This window comes from Arenimonas caeni (assembly GCF_003024235.1).
GTDB lineage: Bacteria > Pseudomonadota > Gammaproteobacteria > Xanthomonadales > Xanthomonadaceae > Arenimonas > Arenimonas caeni.
Genome location: NZ_KZ679103.1, coordinates 1 through 22869 on the forward strand (window position 1 = coordinate 1; position 22869 = coordinate 22869).

Annotated in this window: 18 protein-coding genes and 1 tRNA gene; 16 read left to right on the forward strand and 3 right to left on the reverse strand. The window is 71.4% G+C overall.

Features of this window, described 5'->3' with window-relative positions:
- From infB to C6N40_RS13105, 7 genes are all read left to right on the forward strand, one after another.
- Positions 1–2110 (forward strand): translation initiation factor IF-2 (infB, locus tag C6N40_RS13075; protein ID WP_106991474.1); only part of this gene is annotated, 2110 nt, incomplete at its 5' end.
- A gap of 14 nt (positions 2111–2124) precedes the next feature.
- Positions 2125–2487 carry a 30S ribosome-binding factor RbfA gene (gene rbfA, locus C6N40_RS13080; protein ID WP_106991475.1) on the forward strand — a complete coding sequence of 121 codons (363 nt, stop codon included), beginning with the start codon at positions 2125–2127 and terminating at the stop codon, positions 2485–2487.
- Positions 2488–2496: 9 nt separating this feature from the next.
- The gene (gene truB / locus C6N40_RS13085) at positions 2497–3417 is read left to right on the forward strand and encodes a tRNA pseudouridine(55) synthase TruB (RefSeq protein ID WP_106991476.1); all 921 of its coding nucleotides are present in this window, start codon (positions 2497–2499) and stop codon (positions 3415–3417) included.
- A gap of 169 nt (positions 3418–3586) precedes the next feature.
- Entirely contained in the window at positions 3587–3847 is a 261-nt protein-coding gene (rpsO, locus tag C6N40_RS13090; protein WP_043800191.1) for a 30S ribosomal protein S15, read from the forward strand.
- Positions 3848–3985: 138 nt separating this feature from the next.
- The gene (gene pnp, locus C6N40_RS13095) at positions 3986–6082 is read left to right on the forward strand and encodes a polyribonucleotide nucleotidyltransferase (protein WP_106991477.1); all 2097 of its coding nucleotides are present in this window, start codon (positions 3986–3988) and stop codon (positions 6080–6082) included.
- 115 nt (positions 6083–6197) lie between these two features.
- Positions 6198–7040: a DUF817 domain-containing protein gene (locus C6N40_RS13100; RefSeq protein WP_106991478.1), complete on the forward strand. Its 843-nt coding sequence runs from the start codon at positions 6198–6200 to the stop codon at positions 7038–7040.
- 10 nt (positions 7041–7050) lie between these two features.
- Positions 7051–7671, forward strand: a complete 621-nt coding sequence (locus C6N40_RS13105; protein WP_106991479.1) for a trimeric intracellular cation channel family protein — start codon at positions 7051–7053, stop codon at positions 7669–7671.
- 3 nt (positions 7672–7674) lie between these two features.
- Here the strand turns inward: C6N40_RS13105 and C6N40_RS13110 are convergent, their stop codons facing one another.
- Positions 7675–9072: a GntP family permease gene (locus C6N40_RS13110; protein ID WP_106991480.1), complete on the reverse strand. Its 1398-nt coding sequence runs from the start codon at positions 9070–9072 to the stop codon at positions 7675–7677.
- Between the two features lie 157 nt (positions 9073–9229).
- Here C6N40_RS13110 and C6N40_RS13115 point away from each other — a divergent pair, with 157 nt between their 5' ends.
- The 3 genes from C6N40_RS13115 to C6N40_RS13125 are packed head-to-tail and all read left to right on the forward strand — an operon-like array spanning position 9230 to position 15883.
- Positions 9230–11485: a TonB-dependent receptor gene (locus tag C6N40_RS13115; RefSeq protein WP_106991481.1), complete on the forward strand. Its 2256-nt coding sequence runs from the start codon at positions 9230–9232 to the stop codon at positions 11483–11485.
- Positions 11486–11496: 11 nt separating this feature from the next.
- Positions 11497–12543, forward strand: coding sequence for an extracellular catalytic domain type 2 short-chain-length polyhydroxyalkanoate depolymerase (locus tag C6N40_RS13120; RefSeq protein WP_106991482.1), 1047 nt, complete (start codon positions 11497–11499; stop codon positions 12541–12543).
- A gap of 16 nt (positions 12544–12559) precedes the next feature.
- Positions 12560–15883, forward strand: a complete 3324-nt coding sequence (locus tag C6N40_RS13125; protein ID WP_106991483.1) for a hybrid sensor histidine kinase/response regulator — start codon at positions 12560–12562, stop codon at positions 15881–15883.
- 11 nt (positions 15884–15894) lie between these two features.
- Here C6N40_RS13125 and C6N40_RS13130 read toward each other — a convergent pair whose 3' ends face one another.
- Complete coding sequence (locus tag C6N40_RS13130) at positions 15895–17784, reverse strand: 3-hydroxybutyrate oligomer hydrolase family protein (RefSeq protein WP_114683947.1); 1890 nt, start codon at positions 17782–17784, stop codon at positions 15895–15897.
- A 113-nt stretch (positions 17785–17897) separates the two neighbouring features.
- Between C6N40_RS13130 and C6N40_RS13135 the strand changes: the two genes are divergently transcribed.
- A complete protein-coding gene (locus C6N40_RS13135; RefSeq protein ID WP_106991484.1) occupies positions 17898–18707 on the forward strand; it encodes a 3-hydroxybutyrate dehydrogenase in 810 nt (269 codons plus the stop codon).
- Between the two features lie 131 nt (positions 18708–18838).
- Complete coding sequence (locus tag C6N40_RS13140; RefSeq protein ID WP_106991485.1) at positions 18839–19498, forward strand: response regulator; 660 nt, start codon at positions 18839–18841, stop codon at positions 19496–19498.
- Here C6N40_RS13140 and C6N40_RS13145 read toward each other — a convergent pair whose 3' ends face one another.
- On the reverse strand, positions 19499–20797 hold the full coding sequence (locus C6N40_RS13145) for a hypothetical protein (RefSeq protein ID WP_106991486.1): 1299 nt from the start codon (positions 20795–20797) through the stop codon (positions 19499–19501).
- A 118-nt stretch (positions 20798–20915) separates the two neighbouring features.
- On the opposite strand from C6N40_RS13145, the gene C6N40_RS13150 reads away from it, so the two are divergent.
- From C6N40_RS13150 to C6N40_RS13165, 4 genes are all read left to right on the forward strand, one after another.
- Positions 20916–21629 (forward strand): hypothetical protein, encoded by a 714-nt coding sequence (locus C6N40_RS13150; RefSeq protein WP_106991487.1) that lies wholly within the window; start codon positions 20916–20918, stop codon positions 21627–21629.
- Positions 21630–21633: 4 nt separating this feature from the next.
- Positions 21634–22086, forward strand: coding sequence for a hypothetical protein (locus C6N40_RS13155; RefSeq protein ID WP_106991488.1), 453 nt, complete (start codon positions 21634–21636; stop codon positions 22084–22086).
- Between the two features lie 70 nt (positions 22087–22156).
- Positions 22157–22735 carry a cysteine dioxygenase family protein gene (locus C6N40_RS13160; protein WP_106991489.1) on the forward strand — a complete coding sequence of 193 codons (579 nt, stop codon included), beginning with the start codon at positions 22157–22159 and terminating at the stop codon, positions 22733–22735.
- A 22-nt stretch (positions 22736–22757) separates the two neighbouring features.
- Positions 22758–22843, forward strand: a tRNA-Leu gene (locus C6N40_RS13165).
- Positions 22844–22869 lie beyond the last annotated feature (26 nt).

Sequence of the window (22869 nt, forward strand, 5' to 3'; positions counted from 1 at the left end):
GCCGGCCCCGGCGTCCGCGCCCGAGGCCGCCCCGCTGGCGCCCGGCGCCATCGTCATCCACGAACGCAAGCCGCGCCCCAAGGCGCCGCCGCCGGCCCCCGCGCCCAAGGCCGCCGCGCCGGCCAGCAAGGCCGGCCCCAAGCACAAGGCCCGCGGCTCGCACGCCATGGTCGACAACGAGGGTGACGGTGGCCAGGCCACGCGTTTCGCCGCCGGCCAGCTGCACCTGTCCGAGTCCGAGCGCGCCCGCCGTGGCGCCGCCGGCAACCGCAAGAAGTCCAAGGTCCGCGGCGCCGAGCCGGCGCGCAGCGGTGGTGGCCAGCACGGCTTCTCCCGCCCGACCGCGCCGATCGTGCGCGAGGTCTTCATCGGCGACTCCATCGCCGTCGCGGACCTGGCCCAGAAGCTGGCCATGAAGGGCGGCGAAGTGGTGCGTGCGCTGTTCAAGATGGGCGTGATGGCCACCATCAACCAGGTGATCGACCACGACACCGCGGTGCTGGTGGTCGAGGAGCTGGGCCACAAGGCCAGCAAGTCGGCCGAGGACGATGCCGAGACCGCGCTGGTCGCGCTGCAGGAAGAAGTGCAGGGCGACAGGAAGTCGCGTCCGCCGGTGGTCACCATCATGGGCCACGTCGACCACGGCAAGACCTCGCTGCTCGACTACATCCGCCGCACCAAGGTGGCCACCGGCGAAGCCGGCGGCATCACCCAGCACATCGGTGCCTACCACGTCGAAACCCCGAAGGGCGTCATCAGCTTCCTCGACACCCCGGGCCACTCGGCCTTCACCTCCATGCGCGCGCGCGGTGCCAAGCTCACCGACATCGTCGTGCTGGTGGTCGCGGCCGACGACGGCGTGATGCCGCAGACGGTGGAGGCCGTGCAGCACGCCCGTGCCGCCAACGTGCCGCTGCTGGTGGCCGTGAACAAGATCGACAAGCCCGAAGCCAACCCCGACAACGTCAAGCAGGGCCTGGTCAAGCTCGAGGTCGTGCCCGAGGAGTGGGGCGGCGACGTTCAGTTCGTCAACGTCTCGGCCAAGACCGGCGAAGGCGTGGACGCGCTGCTCGACGCGATCAGCGTGCAGGCCGAGGTGATGGAACTGCAGGCCGTCTACGACGCCCGTGCCACCGGCACGGTGATCGAGTCGGCGCTCGACAAGGGCCGCGGCCCGGTCGCCACCGTGCTGGTGCAGCAGGGCACGCTCAAGAAGGGCGACTTCCTGGTCTGCGGCATCCACTACGGCCGCGTGCGCGCCCTGTTCGACGAGAACGGCAAGCAGGTCGACCAGGCCGAGCCGTCGATCCCGGTGCAGGTGCTCGGCCTGTCGGGCGTGCCCGACGCCGGCGACGACTTCGTGGTCGTGGCCGACGAGCGCCTGGCCAAGGACGTGGCCCAGCAGCGCGACGCCAAGAAGCGCGAGTCGCGCCTGGTCGCCGCCGCCGGCAGCCGCATGGAAGACATCATGGCCCAGATGGGCCAGGACAGCGGCCAGGTCACCCTGAACCTGCTGGTGAAGGCCGACGTGCAGGGTTCGGTCGAGGCGCTGCGCCAGGCCCTGGTGGCGCTTTCGAACGAGCTGATCAAGATCAACGTGGTCAGCTCGGGCGTGGGCGGCATCACCGAGTCCGACGCCACCCTGGCCGCCACCTCGAAGGCGGTGATCATCGGCTTCAACGTCCGCGCCGACGCCAGCGCCCGCAAGGTCATCGAGACCAACGGCCTGGACCTGCGCTACTTCTCGATCATCTACGACGTCATCGACCAGGTGAAGCAGGTGGCTTCCGGCCTGCTGGGCAAGGAAGTGCGCGAGGAGATCATCGGCATCGCCGAGGTCCGCGACGTGTTCCGCAGCTCGAAGTTCGGCGCCGTCGCCGGTTCGCTGGTCATCGAGGGCGTGGTGCGCAAGAGCAAGCCCATCCGCGTCCTGCGCGACAACGTGGTGGTGTTCGAGGGCGAGCTCGAGTCGCTGCGCCGCTTCAAGGACAACGTCGAAGAGGTCAAGTCCGGCACCGAGTGCGGCATCGCGGTGAAGGCGTACAACGACGTCAAGCCGGGCGACCAGATCGAGTGCTTCGAGCGCATCGAGGTGCAGCGCACCCTCTGAGGGAGGCCCACGCCATGGCGACCAAGAGCTTCCATCGCACCGACCGGGTCGCGGCGCAGCTGCGCCGCGACCTCGGCCAGATCGTCCACCAGGCCGTGCGCGAGCACGCCCTGCCTTCGGTGTCGGTTTCCGACGTCGAGGTCACCCGCGACCTGGCCCACGCCAAGGTCTTCGTCACCGCGCTGCTGGCCGAGCAGGGTCCGGCGGCGGTGGCCGCGCTCAAGGAACTGGCGCCGGAGCTGCGCCATCGCCTGGCCCAGGCCATCCGCATGCGCCACGTGCCCGAGCTGCATTTCCACTACGACGACTCGGTCGACAAGGGCGAGCGCATCGAACAGCTGCTGCGCGAAAGCCCCGTCCCGCCCGAATCCGACTGAGGCCCTCGCATGGGCCGTATTGCGTGGCGCCCGGTCGACGGCATCGTTCTGCTCGACAAGCCGGCGGGCATGAGTTCGAACGCGGCCCTGCAGGCCGTACGCCGCCTCTACCGCGCCGAGAAGGGCGGCCACACCGGGGCGCTCGACCCGCTCGCCACCGGCCTGCTGCCGGTCTGTCTGGGCGAGGCCACCAAGATCGCCGGCCTGCTGCTGGCCGGACGCAAGGCCTACGAGGCCGGCGTGGTGCTGGGCGCCACCACCGACACCGATGACGCCGACGGCCAGGTGCTGCGCACCCGGCCGGTGCCGGCGCTCGACCGCGCCACGGTCGAGGCGGCGCTGCGGTCCTTCCTGGGCCGCATCCGGCAGCGCCCGCCGATCTACTCGGCGCTCAAGCAGGGCGGCGAGCCGCTGTACGCCAAGGCCCGCCGCGGCGAGGCGATCGAGGTGCCCGAGCGCGAGGTCGAGGTCGAGGCCATCGAGCTGCTGGCCCTCGACGGCGACCGGCTCCGGCTGGCGGTGACCTGCGGCTCGGGCACCTACATCCGCAGCCTCGCCCGCGACCTGGGCGAAGCCCTGGGCTGCGGCGCCCACATCGCCAGCCTGCGCCGCACCTGGGTCGAGCCCTTCGACCAGCCCGACATGGCCAGCCTCGACCAGCTCGAGGCCCTGGCCGCCGCCGGCGGGGAGGCCGCGCTCGACGCCAGGCTGCTGCCGGTGGACGCCGGGCTGGCGCGCTTCCCGGCCCTCGTCCTGGACACCGCCGGGGCCGCCCGGGTGGCCCACGGCCAGCCGGTGCCGTCGCCCGGCCCGGTCCTGGAAACCCTGAACCTGGTGGGGCCGGACGGGCGCTCCCTGGGCCTGGGCCGGCGCGACGAGCAGGGCCAGGCCTGGCCCCGGCGCCTGTTCCGCTGGGGCAGTGCCGCCTGAGCCCGCGCTTCCGGGACCGTCTTCACAACGTGAACCTTGTCCGGCAAGCCCTTGTCCGGTAGACTTTTGCGGCTTTTTAACGAAAGCAATCCCCCAACCGGCGGGCCTTCGCGGTGCGTCGTCGCCATAGGCGGCGTTCCTGCGGGCTGCGCATCACCAGAGAAAAGACATGTCCATTGATTCCGCCAAGATCATCGAAGAGTTCAAGCGCACCCCGAACGACACCGGTTCGCCGGAAGTCCAGGTCGCGCTGCTCTCGGCCCGCATCGACCAGCTGACGGACCATTTCAAGGCCCACAAGCAGGACCACCACTCGCGTCGTGGCCTCCTGAAGATGGTCAACCAGCGCCGCAGCCTGCTGGGCTACCTGAAGAAGAAGGACGCCGCGCGCTACCAGACGCTGATCGAGCGCTTGGGCCTGCGCCGCTAAGACGAGCAAGACCCCACACGGCGCAGAAATGCGCCGTGTGCATTTTCGGGGAACGGAAAGAATCCGGGACGGAAATGCGACAACCGCGGGGCAGGGTGCCCCGTGGGGATGAATCCAGAGACAAAGGAAGCGATAAACGTGGCGAAAGTAACCAAGACGTTCCAGTACGGTCAGCACCAGGTCACCCTGGAGACGGGCGAAGTCGCCCGCCAGGCCTCGGGCTCGGTCATCGTCAAGATGGCGGACACGGTCGTGCTGGTGACGGCGGTCGGCAACAAGAATGCGAAGGAGGGCATGGACTTCTTCCCGCTCACCGTCGACTACCTCGAGAAGTTCTACGCCGGCGGCCGCATCCCGGGTGGCTTCTTCAAGCGCGAAGGTCGCCAGACCGAGCGCGAGACCCTGGTCTCGCGCCTGATCGACCGGCCGATCCGCCCGCTGTTCCCCGAGCACTTCCGCAACGAAGTGCAGGTCATCGCCACCGTCATGTCGCTCAACCCGGAAGTCCCGGGTGACATCCCGGCCCTGATCGGCGCCTCGGCCGCGCTGGCCCTGTCGGGCATCCCGTTCGCGGGCCCGATCGGCGCCGCCAAGGTCGGCTTCGCCAACGGCCAGTACCTGCTCAACCCCTCGGTCACCGAGCTCAAGACCTCCGACCTCGAACTGGTCGTCGCCGGCACCGCCAACGCCGTGCTGATGGTCGAGTCGGAAGCCAAGGAGCTGAGCGAGGACGTGATGCTCGGCGCCGTGGTGTTCGGCCACCAGCAGATGCAGGCCGCCATCACCGCCATCAACGAGCTGGTCGCCGAAGTCGGCGTCACGCCCTGGGACTGGAAGGCCCCCGAGAAGCAGCAGGCCCCGATCGACGCGCTCAAGGCCGCCGTCGGCGACAAGCTGTCGGCCGCGTTCCAGATCAAGGACAAGCTGGCCCGCCGCGACGCGATCTCGGCCCTGAAGAAGGACGTGCTCGAGTCGCTCAAGCCGCAGGCCGAGGCCAACGGCTGGAACCTGGCCGACCTGGGCAAGGAGTTCGGCGAGCTCGAGTACAGCACCATGCGTGACTCGGTGCTCAAGACCAAGGTCCGCATCGACGGCCGCGCCCTCGACACCGTGCGTCCGATCACCGTCAAGACCGGCGTGCTCCCGCGCGTGCACGGCTCGGCGCTGTTCACCCGCGGCGAGACCCAGGCCATCGTGGTCGCCACCCTGGGCACCGCCCGCGACGGCCAGATCATCGACGCCGTGGAAGGCGAGTCCAAGGACCACTTCCTGTTCCACTACAACTTCCCGCCGTACTCGGTCGGTGAAGCCGGCCGCATGATGGGCCCGAAGCGCCGCGAGATCGGCCACGGCCGCCTCGCCAAGCGCGGCGTCGCCGCGATCATGCCGTCGATGGAGTCCTTCCCGTACACCATCCGCGTCGTGTCCGAGATCACCGAGTCGAACGGTTCCTCCTCGATGGCGTCGGTCTGCGGTTCCTCGCTGGCCCTGATGGACGCCGGCGTGCCGGTGAAGTCGCCGGTGGCGGGCATCGCCATGGGCCTGGTCAAGGAAGGCGCCGACTACGTCGTGCTGTCGGACATCCTGGGTGACGAAGACCACCTGGGCGACATGGACTTCAAGGTGGCCGGCACCGAGGGTGGCGTCACCGCCCTGCAGATGGACATCAAGATCGACGGCATCACCGAGGAAATCATGAAGGTCGCGCTGGCCCAGGCCAAGCAGGGCCGCCTGCACATCCTCGGCGAAATGGCCAAGGGCCTGAGCGCCCCGCGCGCCGAGCTGTCCGAGTTCGCCCCGCGCCTGCTGACCATCAAGATCCACCCGGACAAGATCCGCGAGGTCATCGGCAAGGGCGGCGCCACCATCCAGGGCATCACCAAGGAAACCGGCACCCAGATCGACATCCAGGACGACGGCACCATCGTCATCGCTTCGGTCAACGCCGCCGCCGCCCAGGCCGCGAAGGCGCGCATCGAGCAGATCACCTCGGACGTCGAGCCGGGCCGCATCTACGAAGGCAAGGTCGCCAAGATCATGGACTTCGGTGCGTTCGTCACGATCGCCCCGGGCAAGGACGGCCTGGTGCACGTTTCGCAGATCTCCAACGAGCGCGTCGAGAAGGTTTCCGACAAGCTCAAGGAAGGCGAGACCGTGAAGGTCAAGGTGCTCGAAGTGGACAAGCAGGGCCGCATCCGCCTGTCCATGAAGGCCGTGGAGGAAGGCGAGGGCTGAGCCCCGCTTTCAACCCAGGCTTGAAGGAAAAGCGGGCTCCGGCCCGCTTTTTCTTTGCCCGCGAATCGCCACCTGCTTGCCCCAGGATGCAAGTCCCTTCAGGCTGGTGTCCGCGATGATCGACGCCATCGACCGCCACTTCGAATCCGCCCACCCCTGGCCGCCGCTGGCCGCGCTGCCACGCTGGCTGCGCGAGCTGCTGTACTTCGGCGCCAAGGAGGCCCGGGCCTGCCTGTTCGTGGTGCTGTTCTTCGCCGCCGTGTTCACCGTGCCGCGCGAAGGCCTGGCGGGCGTGGCCCGCTACGACCTGCTGCTGCTCTGGGCGCTGGCCGTGCAGGCCTGGATGCTCTGGACGGGGCTCGAGACCCGCGACGAGGCCAAGGCCATCGGCCTGTTCCACGTCTTCGGCTTCGCGCTCGAGGCCTTCAAGGTCTCGCCCGGCATCGGCTCGTGGAGCTACCCGGATCCGGCGCTGACCAAGGTGTTGGGCGTGCCGCTGTTCGCCGGCTTCATGTACGCCGCCGTGGGCAGCTACGTCATCCAGGCCTGGCGCCTGTTCGACCTGCGCATCCGCCACCATCCGCCGTACTGGATGGCGGTGCTGGTGGCGGGGCTGGTCTACGCGAATTTCTTCACCCACCACTTCATCGGCGACTACCGCTGGTACCTGGCCGCGCTCGCGCTGGGCCTGTACGCGCGCACCACGGTGGAGTTCCGTCCGCTCGACCGGGTGCGGCGCATGCCGCTGCTGCTGGCCTTCGTGCTGATCGGCTTCTTCGTCTGGCTTGCCGAGAACATCAGCACCTTCTTCCGCGTCTGGAGCTACCCCGACCAGATGGGCGCCTGGGCGATGGTGCACCTGGGCAAGTGGAGCTCGTGGGCGTTGCTGGTGGTGATGACCTTCACCCTCGTCGCCGGGCTCAAGCACATCAAGACGCGCATCCACGTGCCCGACTGAAGGACGCTCCATGGACCTGATCATCGTCATCCTCGACCTGCTGGGCACCTTCGCCTTCGCGCTCAGCGGCGCGCTGGTGGGCGTCCGGCACCGGCTGGACCTGTTCGGCGTGCTGGTGCTGTCCTTCGTCGCCGCCTGCGGCGGCGGCCTGATGCGCGACACGATGATCGGCGCGACGCCGCCGGCGGCGCTGGAGGACTGGCGCTACATCGCGGTCGCGATTGCCGCGGGCCTGCTCACCTTCTGGCGCGCCGGCGCGATCGAGCGCTGGCGCAACCCGGTGCAGTCGCTCGACGCGGTGGGATTGGGCGTGTTCGCCGTGGCCGGCGCGCTCAAGGCCCAGGCCTTCGGCCTCGGGCCAGTGGGCGCAATGTTGCTGGGCATGCTCACCGGCATTGGCGGCGGCATGGTCCGCGACGTGCTGGTGGCGCAGGTGCCCACCGTGCTCAAGGCCGAGCTCTACGCCGTCGCCGCGCTGGCCGGCGCCGGCGTCGTGGTGCTGGGCAAGGCGCTCGAGCTGCCGCTCACCGCGGTGGCCGTGGCCGGCGTGCTCACCTGCACCGGCCTGCGCCTGTTCGCCATCCGCCGCGGCTGGCGGCTGCCGTTGGCCGAGCCGCCGGATTCGCCCTGAGGCTCAGACCCAGCCGGTGGCGTAGAACACGCCGATGATCACGAACACCGCCATCGTCTTGATGATCGTGATGGCGAAGATGTCCTTGTAGGCCTGGCGATGGGTCAGGCCGGTGACCGCGAGCAGGGTGATCACCGCGCCGTTGTGGGGCAGGGTGTCCATGCCGCCGCTGGCCATCGAGGCCACGCGGTGCAGCACCTCCATCGGGATGCCGGCGGCGTTGGCGTTGGCGATGAAGGTGTCGGCCATGGCCGCCAGCGCGATCGACATGCCGCCCGAGGCCGAGCCGGTGATGCCGGCCAGGGCGGTGACCGTGATCGCCTCGTTCACCAGCGGGTTCGGGATCGAGCCGAGCGCGCTGGCGACCACCAGGAAGCCGGGCAGGGCGGCGATGACCGCGCCGAAGCCATACTCCGAGGCGGTGTTCATCGAGGCCAGCAGGGCGCCACCGATCGCCGGCTGGGTGCTCTCGGCGAAGTGCCGGCTCACCGCCTTCCAGCCCAGCACCACCACCGCCAGGATGCCGGTGAGCAGCGCCGCCTCCACCGCCCAGATGGCGGCGACCTTCGAGACTTCCTGCACCACCGGCGCGGCATTGCCGATCACCGAGGGCTCGAAGCTGTGGCTCTCGCCGTAATGGCGGGTGATCAGGCCCGTGTAGACCTTGTTGGTGACGCCCACCAGCACCAGCGGCAGCAGCGCGACCCAGGGGTTGGCCAGCTTGTCGCCGGCGAACGGGGCCGGCTCGTTCTTCAGGTCGGTGCCATAGCCTTCGCCGGCGGCGCGGGCCGCGCGCCGGCGCCACTCGAGGTAGGCCATGCCGAGCGCGAGGATGAACATGCCGCCGATGGTGCCCAGCACCGGCGCGGCCCAGGTGTCGGTGCCGAAGAAGCCGGCCGGGATGATGTTCTGGATCTGCGGCGTACCCGGCAGCGCGTCCATTGTGAAGGTGAAGGCGCCCAGGGCGATGGTGCCGGGGATGAGGCGCTTGGGAATGTCGGCCTGGCGGAAGAGCTCGGCGGCGAAGGGATAGACCGCGAACACGACCACGAACAGCGACACGCCGCCGTAGGTCAGCACCGCGCACACCGCCACGATCGCCAGCATCGCCCGGTCCGGGCCGAACAGGCGGATGGCCGCGGCCACGATCGACTTGGAGAAACCCGAGACCTCGATCAGCTTGCCGAAGATGGCGCCCAGCAGGAATACCGGGAAGTAGAGCTTGAGGAAGCCCACCATCTTGTCCATGAACAGGCCGGTGAACATCGGCGCCACCAGGGAGGGATCGGTGAGCAGCACCGCGCCCAGGGCCGCCACGGGCGCGAACAGGATCACGCTGTAGCCGCGGTAGGCGACGAACATCAGGAAGCACAGCGCGGCGAGCACGATCAGGAAGGACATGCCTTCGGTTTCCCGGGGGTTTGCCAGGGTCCGAGTGTCGGGCGCGGCCGTGCCGCGGGCCACTTGTACCAAGGTACAGGTGCCGTCGCGGTGGCGGCGGACTAGTCTGCCGTGCAACCGGCCGTCCGGCCGCACGAACGTCCTGCAAGGGGAACACATGAAGCGCAACCACCTGAGCCTGGCCATCGGCCTCACCCTGTCCCTCGTCGCCCTGCAGGCGCAGGCGCAGGAGGCCGTCGACGGGCAGGAGGGCGAGGGCCAGGCCACCGCCACCACGCTCGACACCATCGAGGTCACCACCGCGCGTCGCCGCGCGGAGTCCATCGACGAGGTGCCGGTGGCCGTGAGCGCCTTCGGCGAGTCCGCCCTGCGCGACCTGCAGGCGACCAACATCGACGGCCTCCAGGGCGCGGTGCCGAACATGAACATCGTGCAGGGCCGCGGTTCCTCGAACTCGGTGAACGTGTTCATCCGCGGCATCGGCCAGCCCGACGCGCTGCAGACCTTCGACCCGGGCGTGGGCATGTACGTCGACGACGTCTATTACTCGCGCATCAACGGTGCGCTGTTCTCGCTGTTCGACGTCAACCGGGTCGAAGTGCTGCGCGGCCCGCAGGGCACGCTCTACGGCAAGAACTCCACCGGCGGCGCGGTCAAGATCAGCACCCGCGACCCGTTCGAGGACCAGGGCGGCGCGGTCGAGCTCACCGTCGGCGACTACGGCCGTCTCGAGGGCCGCGCCTACGTCTCCGGCCAGTTCGGCGACTCGGTGGCCATGAGCCTGGCCGCCGCCAAGATCAGCCGCGACGGCTACGTCACCGACCCGCCCACCGGCAAGGACTACAACGACGAGGACACCGCTGCGGCCCGCTTCAAGCTCGGCTTCCGCGCCGGCGACGACTTCACAGGCACTTTCTCGCTCGACTACACCCGCCAGGACAACGCGCTCACCCTGGGCCGCCCGGTGGCGCCGCTGTACTCGGTGAACCTGGCCGGCGGCATCGTCCTGCTGAGCCTGCCCGAGACCGGCGAGTACGACTTCCGCACCCGCACCTCGTTCGCGCCCGACCAGGGCCAGGACATGACCCACAAGGGCGCCGCGCTGAACCTGCAGTGGCAGCTGTCGGACGCCTGGACCGCCAAGTCCATCACCGCCTGGCGCAAGCTCGACACCGCCTCGTTCATCGACATCGACGCCTCGGAGTTCGAGCTCGGTGACGTCTTCGTGGGCGTCGACCAGCGCCAGCTGAGCCAGGAACTGCAGCTGCAGTACGACAACGGCGACAACCTGCGCGCGATCTTCGGCCTGTACTACATGGACGAGCAGGTGCCCTCGCACCAGGAGGCCTACGCCGACGACTTCCTGGTCTGGGGCGCGACCCCGATCAGCTTCCTGCGCACCATCGACGACGACCTGTCTAACAAGTCGGTCGCCGGCTTCGTCCACGTCGACTGGGACTTCGCCCCCACCTGGACCCTCGCCGCCGGCCTGCGCTACACCAAGGACAGCAAGGACTACTACCGCACCACCTCGACCTTCTCGGACGTGCTGGGCAACGCCGACCCGGCGCTGGCCTTCAGCATCTCCGACAGCTGGACCGCGCTCACCCCGAGCCTGAGCCTGCAGAAGGCCTTCAGCGACAACATGATGGGCTACGTCTCGGCCAACCGCGGCTACAAGGCGGGCGGCTTCAACGGCCGCGCCAACGCCGCCACCGAGATCAGCGCCTTCGAGCCCGAGTATGTCTGGACCTACGAGGCCGGCCTGAAGATGCGTTCCGGCGATGGCCGCCTGTCCGGCCGCATCGCCGCCTTCCACAGCCAGTACAAGGACTTCCAGGCCCGCGTCTCGGAGGTCATCAACCCCAACGACCCGATCCCGAACTTCGCCTTCCCGGTGCTCAACGCCGCCGAGCTGGCCATCGACGGCATCGAGTTCGAGGGCGTGGCGCGGCTGGGCGAAGGCACGCTGCTGTCGGCCCAGCTGGGCTGGATGAACGCGCGCTACGAGGAGTTCATCGACCCGCGCGTGGCCGTCAACCCGGCCCTGGCCAACCTGCACGACAACGTGCCGTTCTCGCCCGACTTCACCGCCCGCATCGCCCTGCAGCACGGCTTCGAGCTGGCCAACGGCAGCCTGCTCACCATCGGCGGCGACGTGTCCTACCGCGACGAGACCTGGCTGAGCGTCGACAACGCCCCGGGCCTGCGCCAGGGCGCGTACACCGTGGCCGGCCTGTTCGGCGGCTGGGACTCGGCCGACGGCCGCTGGCAGGGCCGCCTCGGCGTGCGCAACCTGACCGACGAGGTCTACAAGACCGACGGCCAGGAGTTCTCGTCGATCGGTGGCATCCAGACCGTTTACTACGGCGCGCCGCGCAACTACTACGCATCGATCCGCTACAACTTCTGAAGCACCGAGTGATGGCTGACTTTCCCCGGGAGTGTTCCCGCCGGGCCGCGCAAGCGGCCCGTGTTTTTATCTGCACGGCGCTGGCCGCAGTCGTAAGCGCCTGTGCCGCCGGCACCGCGCCGCCGCTGCCGGCGCTGGACGTCGATCCGGACCGGATCGCCGTGGCCGGGCTTTCCTCCGGCGCCTACATGGCGACCCAGGTGCACCTGATCCATTCCGACCGGCTGCGCGGCGCGGCCCTGGCGGCCGGCGGCCCCTACGGCTGCGCGGGTGGCTCGCTGGAGACGGCGCTGGGTGCCTGCATGGTCGGCACGCCGGACGTGGCGGCGCTGGCGGCGACCGCGCGCGAACGCGCCGGCACCGGCGACATCGCCCCGCTGTCGGGCCTGGCTGGCGATGCGGTCTACGTGCTGCACGGCAAGGCCGATGCCGTCGTCTCGGAGGAGGTTTCGCGTGCCGCCGGCGGACTCTACGCGGCGCTGTCGGACGAAGTCGGGGGCGTCGCGATCGAAGCCGACTTCGAGCGCGATTTCCCGCACCTGCTGCCCACCGTCGGGCAGGGTGTCGACTGCCCGCTTGGCGGCGAGCCCTGGCTGGGCCGCTGCGGCTTCGACGCCGCCGGCGCGATGATGGCGCACCTGTTCGGCCCGGCCCCGGGGGAGGCCGGCGAGGCCGCCGGCGAGCTGCGCCGCTTCGACCAGTCCGCCTACGTGCCCGCGGACGCCGACCCGCTGCTGGCCGACGAGGGCTACCTGTACCTGCCGCCGGCCTGCGCCGACGGCGGGCGCTGCGGGCTGCTGGTGGTCTTCCACGGCTGCCAGCAGCACGCCGGTAACGTCGGCGAGGCATTCGTACGCGACGCCGGCTTCAACCGCTGGGCGGACGTGCACGGCGTGGCGGTGCTGTATCCTCAGGCGCGATCAAGCTACCTGCCGCTGAATCCGAAGGCATGCTGGGACTGGTGGGGTTACACGGGCGCCGACTACGACACCCGGCGCGGCGCGCAGCCGCGCTGGCTGGCCGCCGCCATGGGCGCGCTCGGCGCACCGATGCCATGAAGCCGCGGGCGCGGTCGTGCTGACCGACGCCCTGGTCGTCGGCGCCGGCCTGCTCTGGCTGGGCCTGCTGTTCGGCGCCGCGCTCTGGGCCGAGCGCCGTCCGGGCCTGCTGGCGCGGCACTGGCCGGTGGTCTATAGCCTGTCGCTGGCGGTGTACTGCACGTCCTGGACCTTCTACGGCACGGTTACCCAGGCCCAGCGCTCGGGCTGGCCGATCCCGCCCACCTTCCTGGGCACGATCCTGCTGTACGTGCTGGGCTTCGGCTTCCTGCTCAAGCTGCTGCGGCTGGCGCGCGAAAACCGTTCGACCTCGCTGGCCGACCTGATCGCCACGCGCCTGGGCCGCAACTCCTGGCTGGCCGCCGTGGTCACCCTGGTGGCGCTGCTGGGCATCGTTCCCTACCTGGCGCTGCAGCTCAAGGCGGTGGCGATGAGCTACGGCCTGCTCACGCGGGCGTCCGACCTCGCGCCGCCGGCCTGGCAGGACAGTGCGCTGTACGTGGCGCTGGCCATGGGCCTGTTCGCGATGCTGTTCGGCACGCGCCGCGTGTCGGCCGCCGAACACAACCGCGGCCTGGTGCTGGCGATGGCGGTCGAGTCGCTGCTCAAGCTCGGCGCGATGCTCGCGCTGGGCGCGTTCGTCGTCTTCGGGCTGGACTTGCCCGATGTGGAACTGCCGCCGCCGCCCGCCGATGGCGCCTCGGGCTTCCCGGCGCTGGTGCTGCTGGGCGCGCTGGCCATGTTCACGCTGCCGCACCAGTTCCACGTCGGCGTGGTCGAGTGCCGCGGCGAGCGCGAACTGCGCACCGCGCGCTGGCTGTTCCCGCTGTACATGCTGGCGATCGCGCTGCCGATCCTGCCGATCGCCCGGGCCGGCGACCAGCTGCTGGCGCCGGTGGGCGTGCCCTCGGATCTTTACGTGCTGGCCCTGCCGCTGGCCCAGGGCGCCGAGGTGATGGCGCTGCTGGCCTTCCTCGGCGGGCTCAGCGCCGCCACCGGCATGGTGATCCTGGCCACGCTGGCGCTGAGCGTGATGATCTCCAACCACTGGCTGGCGCCGCTGCTGGTGCGCGGCCGCTGGGGTGGCGGTGCCGGCGCCGACCTGCGCGGCGCCGTGCTGGCGCAGCGCCGCATCGGCATCCTGGTGGTGGTGCTGCTGGCCTGGGGCTACAGCCGGCTGGTGGCCGGCTCCGATGCGCTGGCCGACATCGGCGCGCTCTCGTTCTCGGCGCTGGCGACGCTGGCGCCGGCCGTCGCATTCGCGGTCTGGCGGCCGCAGTTGCCGGCGCGCGCGGTGCTCGCGGGCCTGGTGGTCGCCTTCGCGCTGTGGTGCTGGGTGCTGCTGGTGCCGGCCTTCGCCGAGGCGTCCGGGCAGGCGCCGGGCTGGCTGGTGGACGGGCCGCTGGGCTGGGCCTGGCTTTCGCCCGAGCAGATGTTCGGCCTGGGCGACTGGAGCCGCGTGGGCCGCGCCACCGTGATCAGCCTGGTGGCCGGCGCGCTGCTGCCCTGGATGCTCGCTTCGCGCCTGGACGTGGCCACGCCCGAGACCGGCGCGCTCTCGCGCGAGGCCCTGCGCGAAGTGGCGGTGCGCTTCCTGCCGGCCGAGCGCGTGGATTCGCTGCTGGCCGGCGTGCCGGCGGGGCAGGCGGTGCCGGCCGAGGCGAGGCAGGCGGTGGAGCGCGAACTGGGCGCGGTGCTGGGCGCGGCCTCGGCGCGGCTGCTGCTCGACGCCGCGTGGCGCGCGCAGGGCACCGACCTCGACACGGTGGCCACCATCGTCGGCGAGGCGTCGCAGGCGCTGCGCTTCAACCAGCGCGTGCTCGAGGCGGCGCTGGAGAACATGAGCCAGGGCATTTCGGTGGTGGACGCCGAACTGCGCCTGGTGGCCTGGAACCGGCGCTACGCCCAGTTGTTCGACTATCCCGACGCGCTGCTGCAGGTGGGCATGCCGGTGGCCGAACTGGTGGCGCACAACGTGCGCCGCGGCCTGGCCGGCCCGGGGCCGGAGGACGTGGAGGTCGCCAAGCGCATCGAGCACATGCGCGCCGGCACGCCCTACGTGGCCGAGCGGCGGCTGGGTGGTGCGGTGGTGGAGATCCGCGGCAACCCGATGCCCGGTGGCGGCTTCGTGGCCACCTTCACCGATGTCACGGAATTCCGCCGCAACGAGGCCGAGCTCAAGTCGGTGGCCGAGACGCTCGAGCAGCGCGTGGCCGAGCGCACCGCCGAACTGGCCGGCGCCAAGGCCGAGGCCGAGCGCGCCAACCGCGCCAAGTCGCGCTTCCTCGCGGCCGTGAGCCACGACCTTGCGCAGCCGCTCAATGCCGCGCACCTGTTCGTGCACGCGCTGGCGCCGAAGCTCGAAGGCACGCCGCACCAGGAAGCGCTGGACAACATCGATGGCGCGCTGGGCTCGGCCGAGGGCCTGCTCTCGGGCCTGCTGGATATTTCCCGCCTCGATGCCGGCGGCATGGCGCCCAAGCCCGCGGCGTTCCGACTCGCCGGCCTGCTGCAGCCGCTGGTGGCGGAGTTCGGCGTGCTGGCGGCGCAGAAGGGCCTCGAGCTGCAGCTGGTGCCCAGCGGCGCCTGGGTGCACAGCGACCCGCAGCTGCTGCGCCGCGTGCTGCAGAACTTCCTGGGCAACGCGGTGCGTTACACCACGCGCGGGCGCATCGTCGTCGGCTGCCGCCGACGCGGCGGGCAGCTGGCGATCGAAGTCTGGGACACCGGCCCGGGCATCGCCGAGGCGGACCGGATGGCGATCTTCGAGGAGTTCCGCCGGCTCGACAAAGGCGGGCAGGGCCTCGGCCTGGGCCTGGCCATCGCCGAGCGCGTGGCGCGGCTGCTGCGGCATCCGCTGGGCCTGCGCTCGTGGCCGGGCCGTGGCACGGTCTTCTCTATCACGGTGCCGATCGCCGCGCCCGTCGCCGAGCCGCCGGCCGAGCCCGCCGCCCCGGCGCCGGTGCCCACGCGCGGCCGCGTGCTGGTGGTGGACAATGACCCGGACGTGCTGCGCGGCATGCGCGCGCTGCTCGAAGGCTGGCACTGCGAAGTCCAGTCAGCGCGCGGCGCCGACGAGGCGCTGGCATGCATCGCGGCCGCGGTGCCGGACCTGGTGCTGCTCGATTTCCACCTCGACGCCGGCCTGACCGGCCTGGCGCTGCGCGAGCAGCTGCTGGCGCGCATGCCCGCGCGGCCCTGCGTGATCATCACCGCCGACCACGGCCCCGAGGTGCGCGACGCCGTCGCGGCCGCCGGCTGCGTGCTGCTGCACAAGCCGCTAAAGCCGCTGGCGCTGAAGTCCGTGATGTCGCGCCTGCTGGCCGAAAAAACACCGTAGGAGCGCAGTCGTCAGGGCAGGTTGCCGAGGTGGGCTGGCGTGAGCGGCGGCACCGCGCCGTCGGCGAAGCCGCGCGGCGTGGTGGCGAACTCCGTGTCGGCCGGCAGCGGCGCGCCTTCGGCCACGTGCTTCCAGGCCGCGTCGAGGGCGCGGTAGCCGTAGGGCAGCATCGGCAGGTAGCGGGCGCCAAGCACCGGCAGGCCCAGGAAGGCATCGAAATGCTGCGCGTTGCGCACGCGCCAGTAGCGCAGCGTCGCGCCTTCGCTCGCGAAACCGTGCGCGTAGGCCGCGCCGCTGAAGGCCTCGGGAATCAGCCCGTCATCGGTGCCGTGCACCACGATCACCGGCAGTCCCTCGCGCGGCGCACCGGCCTGCGTGGCGGCGATGCCCGCGCGCACCACGCTGGCCGCGTCTTCCCACAGCGCGCGCAGGCACTGGTTGCCCGGCAGGGTCGGGTCGGCGCCGGCCTCGACGCCGCCGCGCAGCGCGATGCCGTTGCCCGGCGGGATGCCGCTGGCGTCGCTCCACCAGGCCGCGCGTTCGGCGGCGGTGGGCGCACGCGGCTGGCCGTCAGGGCCGGCCACGGCGAAGGAGAAGCCGCAGGGCATGGCGTCGACGCCGGCGCGCGCATAGGCCGAGGCGTAGGTGGCGTTCACCGCGCGCCAGAGGTCGAAGTTCACGCTCAGCACGCCGGCGGCGATGGCTTCGTCGGTCCAGCCGGTGGAGAGCAGGTGCTCGCGCGCGGCTTCGGCCTGGGCCGCGGGCTCGTCGGCCTGCACCCAGCCCATCGACTTGAGCGAGGCGCAGCGCGCCGTGCCGGCCGGCGACTTGCCGCCGTTCGGCCTCGCCAGCAGCACGCCGTCGTAGGCCGCCGCGTTGAGCGCGCAGGGCATCCACAGCGCCGCCTCGGTCGAGTAGTCGTAGAGCGCGCGGCCGCTGCCGGTGCGCAGGATGTTGGGCGAGACCGCGACCACGGCGTCGATGCCCGTGTCGGGCAGTTCGGCCGCGCGCAGTACCGCGCCGCCGCCGTTGGACACGCCGACGGCGACGATGCGCGTGTTGCCTGGCGTCCACGGGCCGGCGTCGGGGTGCGCCAGCGAGAGCACCTGCAGCGCGAAGTCCGAGGCCTGGGCCACGTGGCGGCCCCAGTCGGCTTCGGGGTTGTCGCCCGAGTGCGCGTGCTTGACCGCGATCGGCGCCACGCCGTCGCCGGCGGGCGCGGCGGGCACGCTCAATTCCACCGGCTCGCCCGGCGCGGCGACGCGGCCGTCGAGGCCGATGCCGCGGCCGTCGGCGGTGTCGACGTAGCCGGTGCCGGCGCCCTTGTCGGTGTAGGCCACCGCGCAGCCGCGCGGCAGGCCCCAGGCGCCGGCGAGCGCGATGGCGCCATAGATGCCGCGCGAGCCCGAGGAGGCCGTGACCACCACGCAGCGCGCCTGCAGGTCGAAGTTGTCCGGCACCTGCACCAGCACGCGGTGCGGCTGCTTGCGGCCGGGCAGGCGCACCAGCGCCTGGTATTCGCGGCCGGGCACCGGCGCGAGCGAGCCATAGAGCTCGCCGTAGCCACCGCCGGGCGCGAGGTCGGCAATGCCGCGCCAGTTGGCCCAGATGGCGCGCCGGCGCAGCTCTTCCGCCGTGGGCGCGTCGGCATTGGCGAAGGCGGGCGGCGCGGCGCTGCGCAGGCCGTCGGCGCCGAGGCCGGCGGTGAGCAGGTCATTGCCGTCGCGGTACGTGCGCAGGTCGATGCCGGCCTCGATGGCCAGTTCCGGCGCGGCGCGCGATCCGCCGTCGGCGGCGCAGCCGGCGAGGGCGGCGGCGAGGGCGAGGGCCAGCGGCAGCGCGGCGTGGCGACGTTCCCGGGCGTTCCGGGGGCGGGCAGGGGCGTGGGCGGTGTCGTTCATCGTCCGACCTTAGCAATGGCGCGCGACGCGGGCATCGTACCTTGGTACGACGCGGCGGGCGGGCCGGCGCTGCTAGGGTGGCGGCCTGTCTTCCAGCACGTGGAAAGCCCGTCATGAGTGATCGTTTCCTCGCCGGCCGCACGGCCCTGGTCACCGGCTCCACCTCGGGCATCGGCCTGGCCATCGCCGAGGCCCTGGGCGCGGCCGGTGCGCGGGTCGTGGTCAATGGCCTGGGCAGTGCGGAGCAAATCGAAGCGGCGCTGGCCGCCGTGCGCGCCGCCGGCGCCGAGGATGCCTGGCTCGAGGCGGCCGACCTGTCCGATCCGGCCGCCATCGAGGCGATGATGCAGCGCCTGGGCGAGCGCGGCGCCGTCGACATCGTGGTCAATTGCGCCGGCGTGCAGCACACCGCGCCGATCGGCGAGATGCCGGCGGCGACCTGGGACAAGCTGATCGCCATCAACCTCAGCGCCGCCTTCCACACCATGCGCCTGGCGCTGCCGGGCATGGTGGCGCGCGGTTTCGGCCGGGTGGTGAACATCGCCTCGGTGCACGGCCTGGTGGCCTCGGTGAACAAGTCGCCCTACGTGGCCAGCAAGTTCGGCCTGGTCGGCCTGAGCAAGGTGGCGGCGCTCGAATGCGCCGGCGCCGGCAGCCGCGACAGCGGCGGCGTGACGGTGAACTGCGTCTGCCCGGGCTGGGTGGAGACCCCGCTGATCGAGCCGCAGATCGCCGCCCGCGCCGCCGAGCACGGCGGCGACCGCGACGCCGGCGTGCGCGCGCTGCTGGCCGAGAAGCAGCCCAGCGGCCGCATGTCGCTGCCCTCGGACATCGCCGCGACCGTGCTGTTCCTGTGCCGCCGAGAGGCCCACAACCTCACCGGCGCCGCCGTGCCCGTCGACGGCGGCTGGACCAGCCAGTGAGCGCTCAGCGCTCACCGTAGGAGCGCCTTCAGGCGCGAATCTTTTGCTCTTGCCTTTGCCTTCGGCCAAGGAGCGCCTTCGCGCCTGAAGGCGCTCCTACAGGAGGCGCGGCACAGGGCTAGAATCCCCGCATGACCCGCCTGCTGATCGCCGACGACCACCCGCTCTACCGGCTCGCGCTGTCGCAGGCGGTGCGCGGCGTGCTGCCGGAGGCGACGATCGACGAGGCCGAGGACCTGCCCGGCGTGCAGGCGGCGCTGGCCGCGAATCCCGATACCGACCTCGTGCTGCTGGACCTGCACATGCCCGGCAGCCATGGCCTCGTGGGCCTGGCCTCGCTGCGCGCCGAGTTCCCCGGCGTGGCGGTGGCGATGATCTCGGCGCACGAGGACCCGGCCACCATCCGCCGTGCGCTCGCCTACGGCGCGGCGGCCTACCTGACCAAGCGGGCCGACCTGGCCGAACTGCAGGCCGGCCTGCGCGCGGTGCTGGCCTGCGAGGAATGGCTGCCACCGGCGCTGCGCGAAGCCGTCGCCAGCGCCGCCCCCGAACCCGGCGACCGCGAAACCGCGGCGCGCCTGGCCACGCTCAGCCCGCAGCAGTTCAAGGTGCTCACGCGCGTGGCCGAAGGCCGGCTCAACAAGCAGATCGCCGACGAGCTCGGCATCCAGGAGCGCACGGTGAAGGCGCACATGAGCGCCATCTTCGAGAAGCTCGGCGTGCGCAACCGCACCCAGGCGGGCGTGCTGCTCGGCGCGCTGGCCCTGGCCGACCCCGCGCGCGAGGCCTGATCAGCGCCAGAACGGGATGCGCCAGGCTGGCGGCCCGGCGCCATCCTTCGGCGGCTCGGCCGGCGTGAGCGTGATCTGCAATTCGTGCCGACCCGGCGCCAGCCCGCCCAGCGGCACCATGTAGAGCAGGCCGCGCAGGTCGCGCCCGGCATCGGAGAACGCCTCCGGTGCCAGCGCCAGTGGTTCGCCGTCGAGCGTGAGCGTGAAGCCGGCTTCCAGGCAGCCAAGCGTCGCCAGGTGGCGGGCGTCGCGGCCGGCCCCGTCCCGTGGCACCGGGCCGCGGTCGCAGCGCTCGAGCAGGTGCGCGTGCGCGGTCGGCACGTAGGGGACCACCAGCGGCAGGTAGCGGTCGCGCGCCACCAGGTCGGGGATGAAGGGCAGGCCGGGCGTCTGCCCGGGTTCGTGCCGCGAGGCGTAGTGGTGGTGGCGAACGGCGCGCGTCGCGTCGCGCTGGCCTTCGGGGAACAGCCCGTAACTGCCCGGGCCGAGGTCGTCGTCGTAGGCCGCCGCCAGTGCGATGCTCAGGACGGTGACGCACACCATCACCACTGCCACCACCCAGGTGCTGCGCTTCTCGCCGACGTTGCTCGAGTAGATCGTGACCAGCGGGCTCGATTCGCGGCTCATCCCGGCCCAGGAATAGGCCGAGAGCGTACCGCGCAGGATCCGCCAGGGAAGGCCGCCGGGGCGCAGGCGGTGGCCGAACAGTCGGTCGGCGTAGCCAGCCGCCAGTTGGGGCCCGATCCAGAGCGCCATCAGCGCGAGCAGGATGCCGGTGGCCAGGCGGCTGTCGCCCAGCAGCGAGGCGATGGCCAGCGACACGAGGAACAGCAGCAAGGCCGCGACGGTCACCGTCGCCAGCACCAGGGCCAGGCCCAGGCCGAGGCCGAAGACGACCGTGGCGCGGTTGTCGGCGCGCTCGATGGCGTCGTCCATGTTGGTCCAGCGCTTTTCCAGCAGCGACCTGGCGATCGGCCCGGCCTGCAGGCGGTCGGTGTTGAGCCCGCCGGGGAAGACCGAATCCATGCCCACCAGCGCCACCCAGTAGCCGCGCAGGCCGAGATGCAGCAGGAAGGCCAGGCACAGCAGCACCACCGCGCTGTTGCCGTAGAGCAGCATCAGCCGGCCCAGCTCGAGCCAGGGGTCGGCCAGGCGCGGCAGCAGGTAGTTGCCCCAGGCGGGCAGGGCGCCGGCCAGCTGCACCAGGGCGAACACCGTTGCGCCCGAGAGCAGCAGTTCGATTTCCCAGGTGGGCGTGGTGCGCTTGGGCAGGGGCAGGTTGTCGGTTGGTTCGGCCATGGTGTCGGGGGCGCCTTGAAGGAGACTTAGCCTGTCAGACGCTGCCGGGGCCAACAAGGTGACCGCGGCTGCTAGCATTCGCCGACCCGGGACGGGGAGAGCCCGGAGGAACCCGGAAATGAAGAAGCTGGTCTGGCTCGTGGTGCTGGTGGCCGTGGTGGTGGGCGCGAAGGAGTTTCTGTCGGGCGGCGGATCGCTGCCGGGCATGTCGCCGCCGAGGTTCGAGAACCCCTATCCGGCGAGTTCGCCGCTGCATGCGCAGCACCAGGACTTCATCGACCGCGCCAACGCCGACGAGAAGCTGCGCAAGCGCTTCGCCGGCATCATGACCAGCAAGGGCCTGTTCGCCGAACTCAAGCTGGCGCTGGCGCGCGGTGCGCAGTCGCTGGAGGGGCCGATGGTGGTCAGCGCCACCCGCGCGATGGCCGCGGTGATCCCGCGCCTGCCCGAGCGCAGCTGCGCCAAGCTCATGCGCCCGCGCGACGACTTCGACCCCGAGCTCGAGCGCGACGTGCGCGCCGCCTTCGAGCGGTTGCCGCCGCGGCACCACAAGAACTTCCTGGAGTTCTACCTGCGCGCGCTGCAGGCCGAGGTGCACGACGCGCCGCGCGTGGCGCGCGACCCGGCGGCTCGGGAGCGCGCGCTGGTCCACCTGGGCGAGGCCTATCCGGGCGCGTTCGGCCAGCGGCTTGCCGGCGTGCTCAGGGACCCGCTGCGGGCCAGCGACGAGGATGCCTGCTGGGCGATCAATTCGATGACCCACACCTCCACCCAGCTCGACCCGGAAAGCGCCGAGGCGCTCTCGCGCCTGCTCTGGGGCGGGGAAGGCTGAGCCGGTGGGGCGGGCCGCCCGCGCGCTGGGGTTCGCGCTCGGGGTGGCCTGGGCCCTGCCGCTGAGCCTGCTGGCCGCGCTGGCCGGCGTGCTGGCCCTGGCGTTCGGGGCCCGGCCGCGCTGGTCCGACGGCGCGCTGGTGTTCCATCGGTTCCCTTGGGGCCCGGGCGGCGCCCTGGCGCTGGGCAACGTCATCCTGCACACCGGCGCGAGCCTGGACGAGACCACGGCGACCTACGCCAGCGCCGCGGCCGGGCGCTTCGACGTGCGGGTGCGGCTGGGCGACCACGAGCGGGCCCACGTCTACCAGGCGATGGTGCTGGGGCCGCTGTTCCCGCTGCTGTACCTGGCCTGCGGCGGCGTCAGCCACCGCAACCGCTTCGAGCAGGCCGCCGATCGCTACGCCCGCGAGGGCCGGGGCTGGTGGCCCTGGCCGCGTCCGCCGGCGGGGCATTGACCGGGGACAAACCCGGGCCCGGCGGCGCTGCTAGACTGTCCGTCACATTCCAGTCACGTTGGATGCCCGCATGCAGGCCCTGGATTTCCCCGGTTGCCGGGAACTGTTCGCCATGATCGACCGCGCCGTGGCCTCGGGCTGCGAGCGCGAAACCACCGACTGCATCCGCAACGGCCTGGCCGAGCTGATCCGCACCCACGCGGTGCAGATGCCGGCCTGCGTGCTCGAACCGGTCGCCGACCATTACGCGCGCCGCGAACTCTACCGCTGCGAAAAGAGCGGCTACAGCGTGGTGGCGATGACCTGGGGCCCGGGCCAGGGTACGCCGGTGCACGACCATTCGGGCGTGTGGTGCGTCGAGGGCGTCTGGCAGGGCCAGCTCGAGATCACCCAGTACGAGCTGCGCGAGGAGCAGGACGACCGCGTGCGCTTCGAGCCGGTGGGCACCCAGATCGCCGGCGTCGGTTCGGCCGGCAGCCTGATCCCGCCGCACGAGTACCACGCCATCCGCAACCCCAGCGCCGACGCGGTGGCCATTTCCCTGCACATCTACAAGCAGGCGCTGACCTGCTGCTCGATGTTCCAGCCCGAGGCCGACGGCTGGTACCTGCGCGCCCCGCGCCAGCTGGGCCTGGACGCGGCCGCCTGAGCTATACTCGCGCCGCCCACGTGCCGGTGTGGCGGAATGGTAGACGCGGCTGACTCAAAATCAGCTGCCAGCAATGGCGTGTAGGTTCGAGTCCTATCACCGGTACCAAAAATCCCGCTTTCGCGGGATTTTTT

Bases quoted from the DNA above. Each gene is read 5' to 3' on its own strand.
- truB (WP_106991476.1), top strand. From the start codon at position 2,497: ATGGGCCGTATTGCGTGGCGCCCGGTCGACGGCATCGTTCTGCTCGAC.
- C6N40_RS13120 (WP_106991482.1), top strand. From the start codon at position 11,497: ATGGCTGACTTTCCCCGGGAGTGTTCCCGCCGGGCCGCGCAAGCGGCC.
- C6N40_RS13160 (WP_106991489.1), top strand. From the start codon at position 22,157: ATGCAGGCCCTGGATTTCCCCGGTTGCCGGGAACTGTTCGCCATGATC.
- C6N40_RS13105 (WP_106991479.1), top strand. From the start codon at position 7,051: ATGGACCTGATCATCGTCATCCTCGACCTGCTGGGCACCTTCGCCTTC.
- C6N40_RS13100 (WP_106991478.1), top strand. From the start codon at position 6,198: ATGATCGACGCCATCGACCGCCACTTCGAATCCGCCCACCCCTGGCCG.
- C6N40_RS13110 (WP_106991480.1), bottom strand. From the start codon at position 9,072: ATGTCCTTCCTGATCGTGCTCGCCGCGCTGTGCTTCCTGATGTTCGTC.
- C6N40_RS13130 (WP_114683947.1), bottom strand. From the start codon at position 17,784: ATGAACGACACCGCCCACGCCCCTGCCCGCCCCCGGAACGCCCGGGAA.
- C6N40_RS13135 (WP_106991484.1), top strand. From the start codon at position 17,898: ATGAGTGATCGTTTCCTCGCCGGCCGCACGGCCCTGGTCACCGGCTCC.
- C6N40_RS13140 (WP_106991485.1), top strand. From the start codon at position 18,839: ATGACCCGCCTGCTGATCGCCGACGACCACCCGCTCTACCGGCTCGCG.
- rpsO (WP_043800191.1), top strand. From the start codon at position 3,587: ATGTCCATTGATTCCGCCAAGATCATCGAAGAGTTCAAGCGCACCCCG.
- C6N40_RS13150 (WP_106991487.1), top strand. From the start codon at position 20,916: ATGAAGAAGCTGGTCTGGCTCGTGGTGCTGGTGGCCGTGGTGGTGGGC.
- C6N40_RS13115 (WP_106991481.1), top strand. From the start codon at position 9,230: ATGAAGCGCAACCACCTGAGCCTGGCCATCGGCCTCACCCTGTCCCTC.
- rbfA (WP_106991475.1), top strand. From the start codon at position 2,125: ATGGCGACCAAGAGCTTCCATCGCACCGACCGGGTCGCGGCGCAGCTG.
- C6N40_RS13145 (WP_106991486.1), bottom strand. From the start codon at position 20,797: ATGGCCGAACCAACCGACAACCTGCCCCTGCCCAAGCGCACCACGCCC.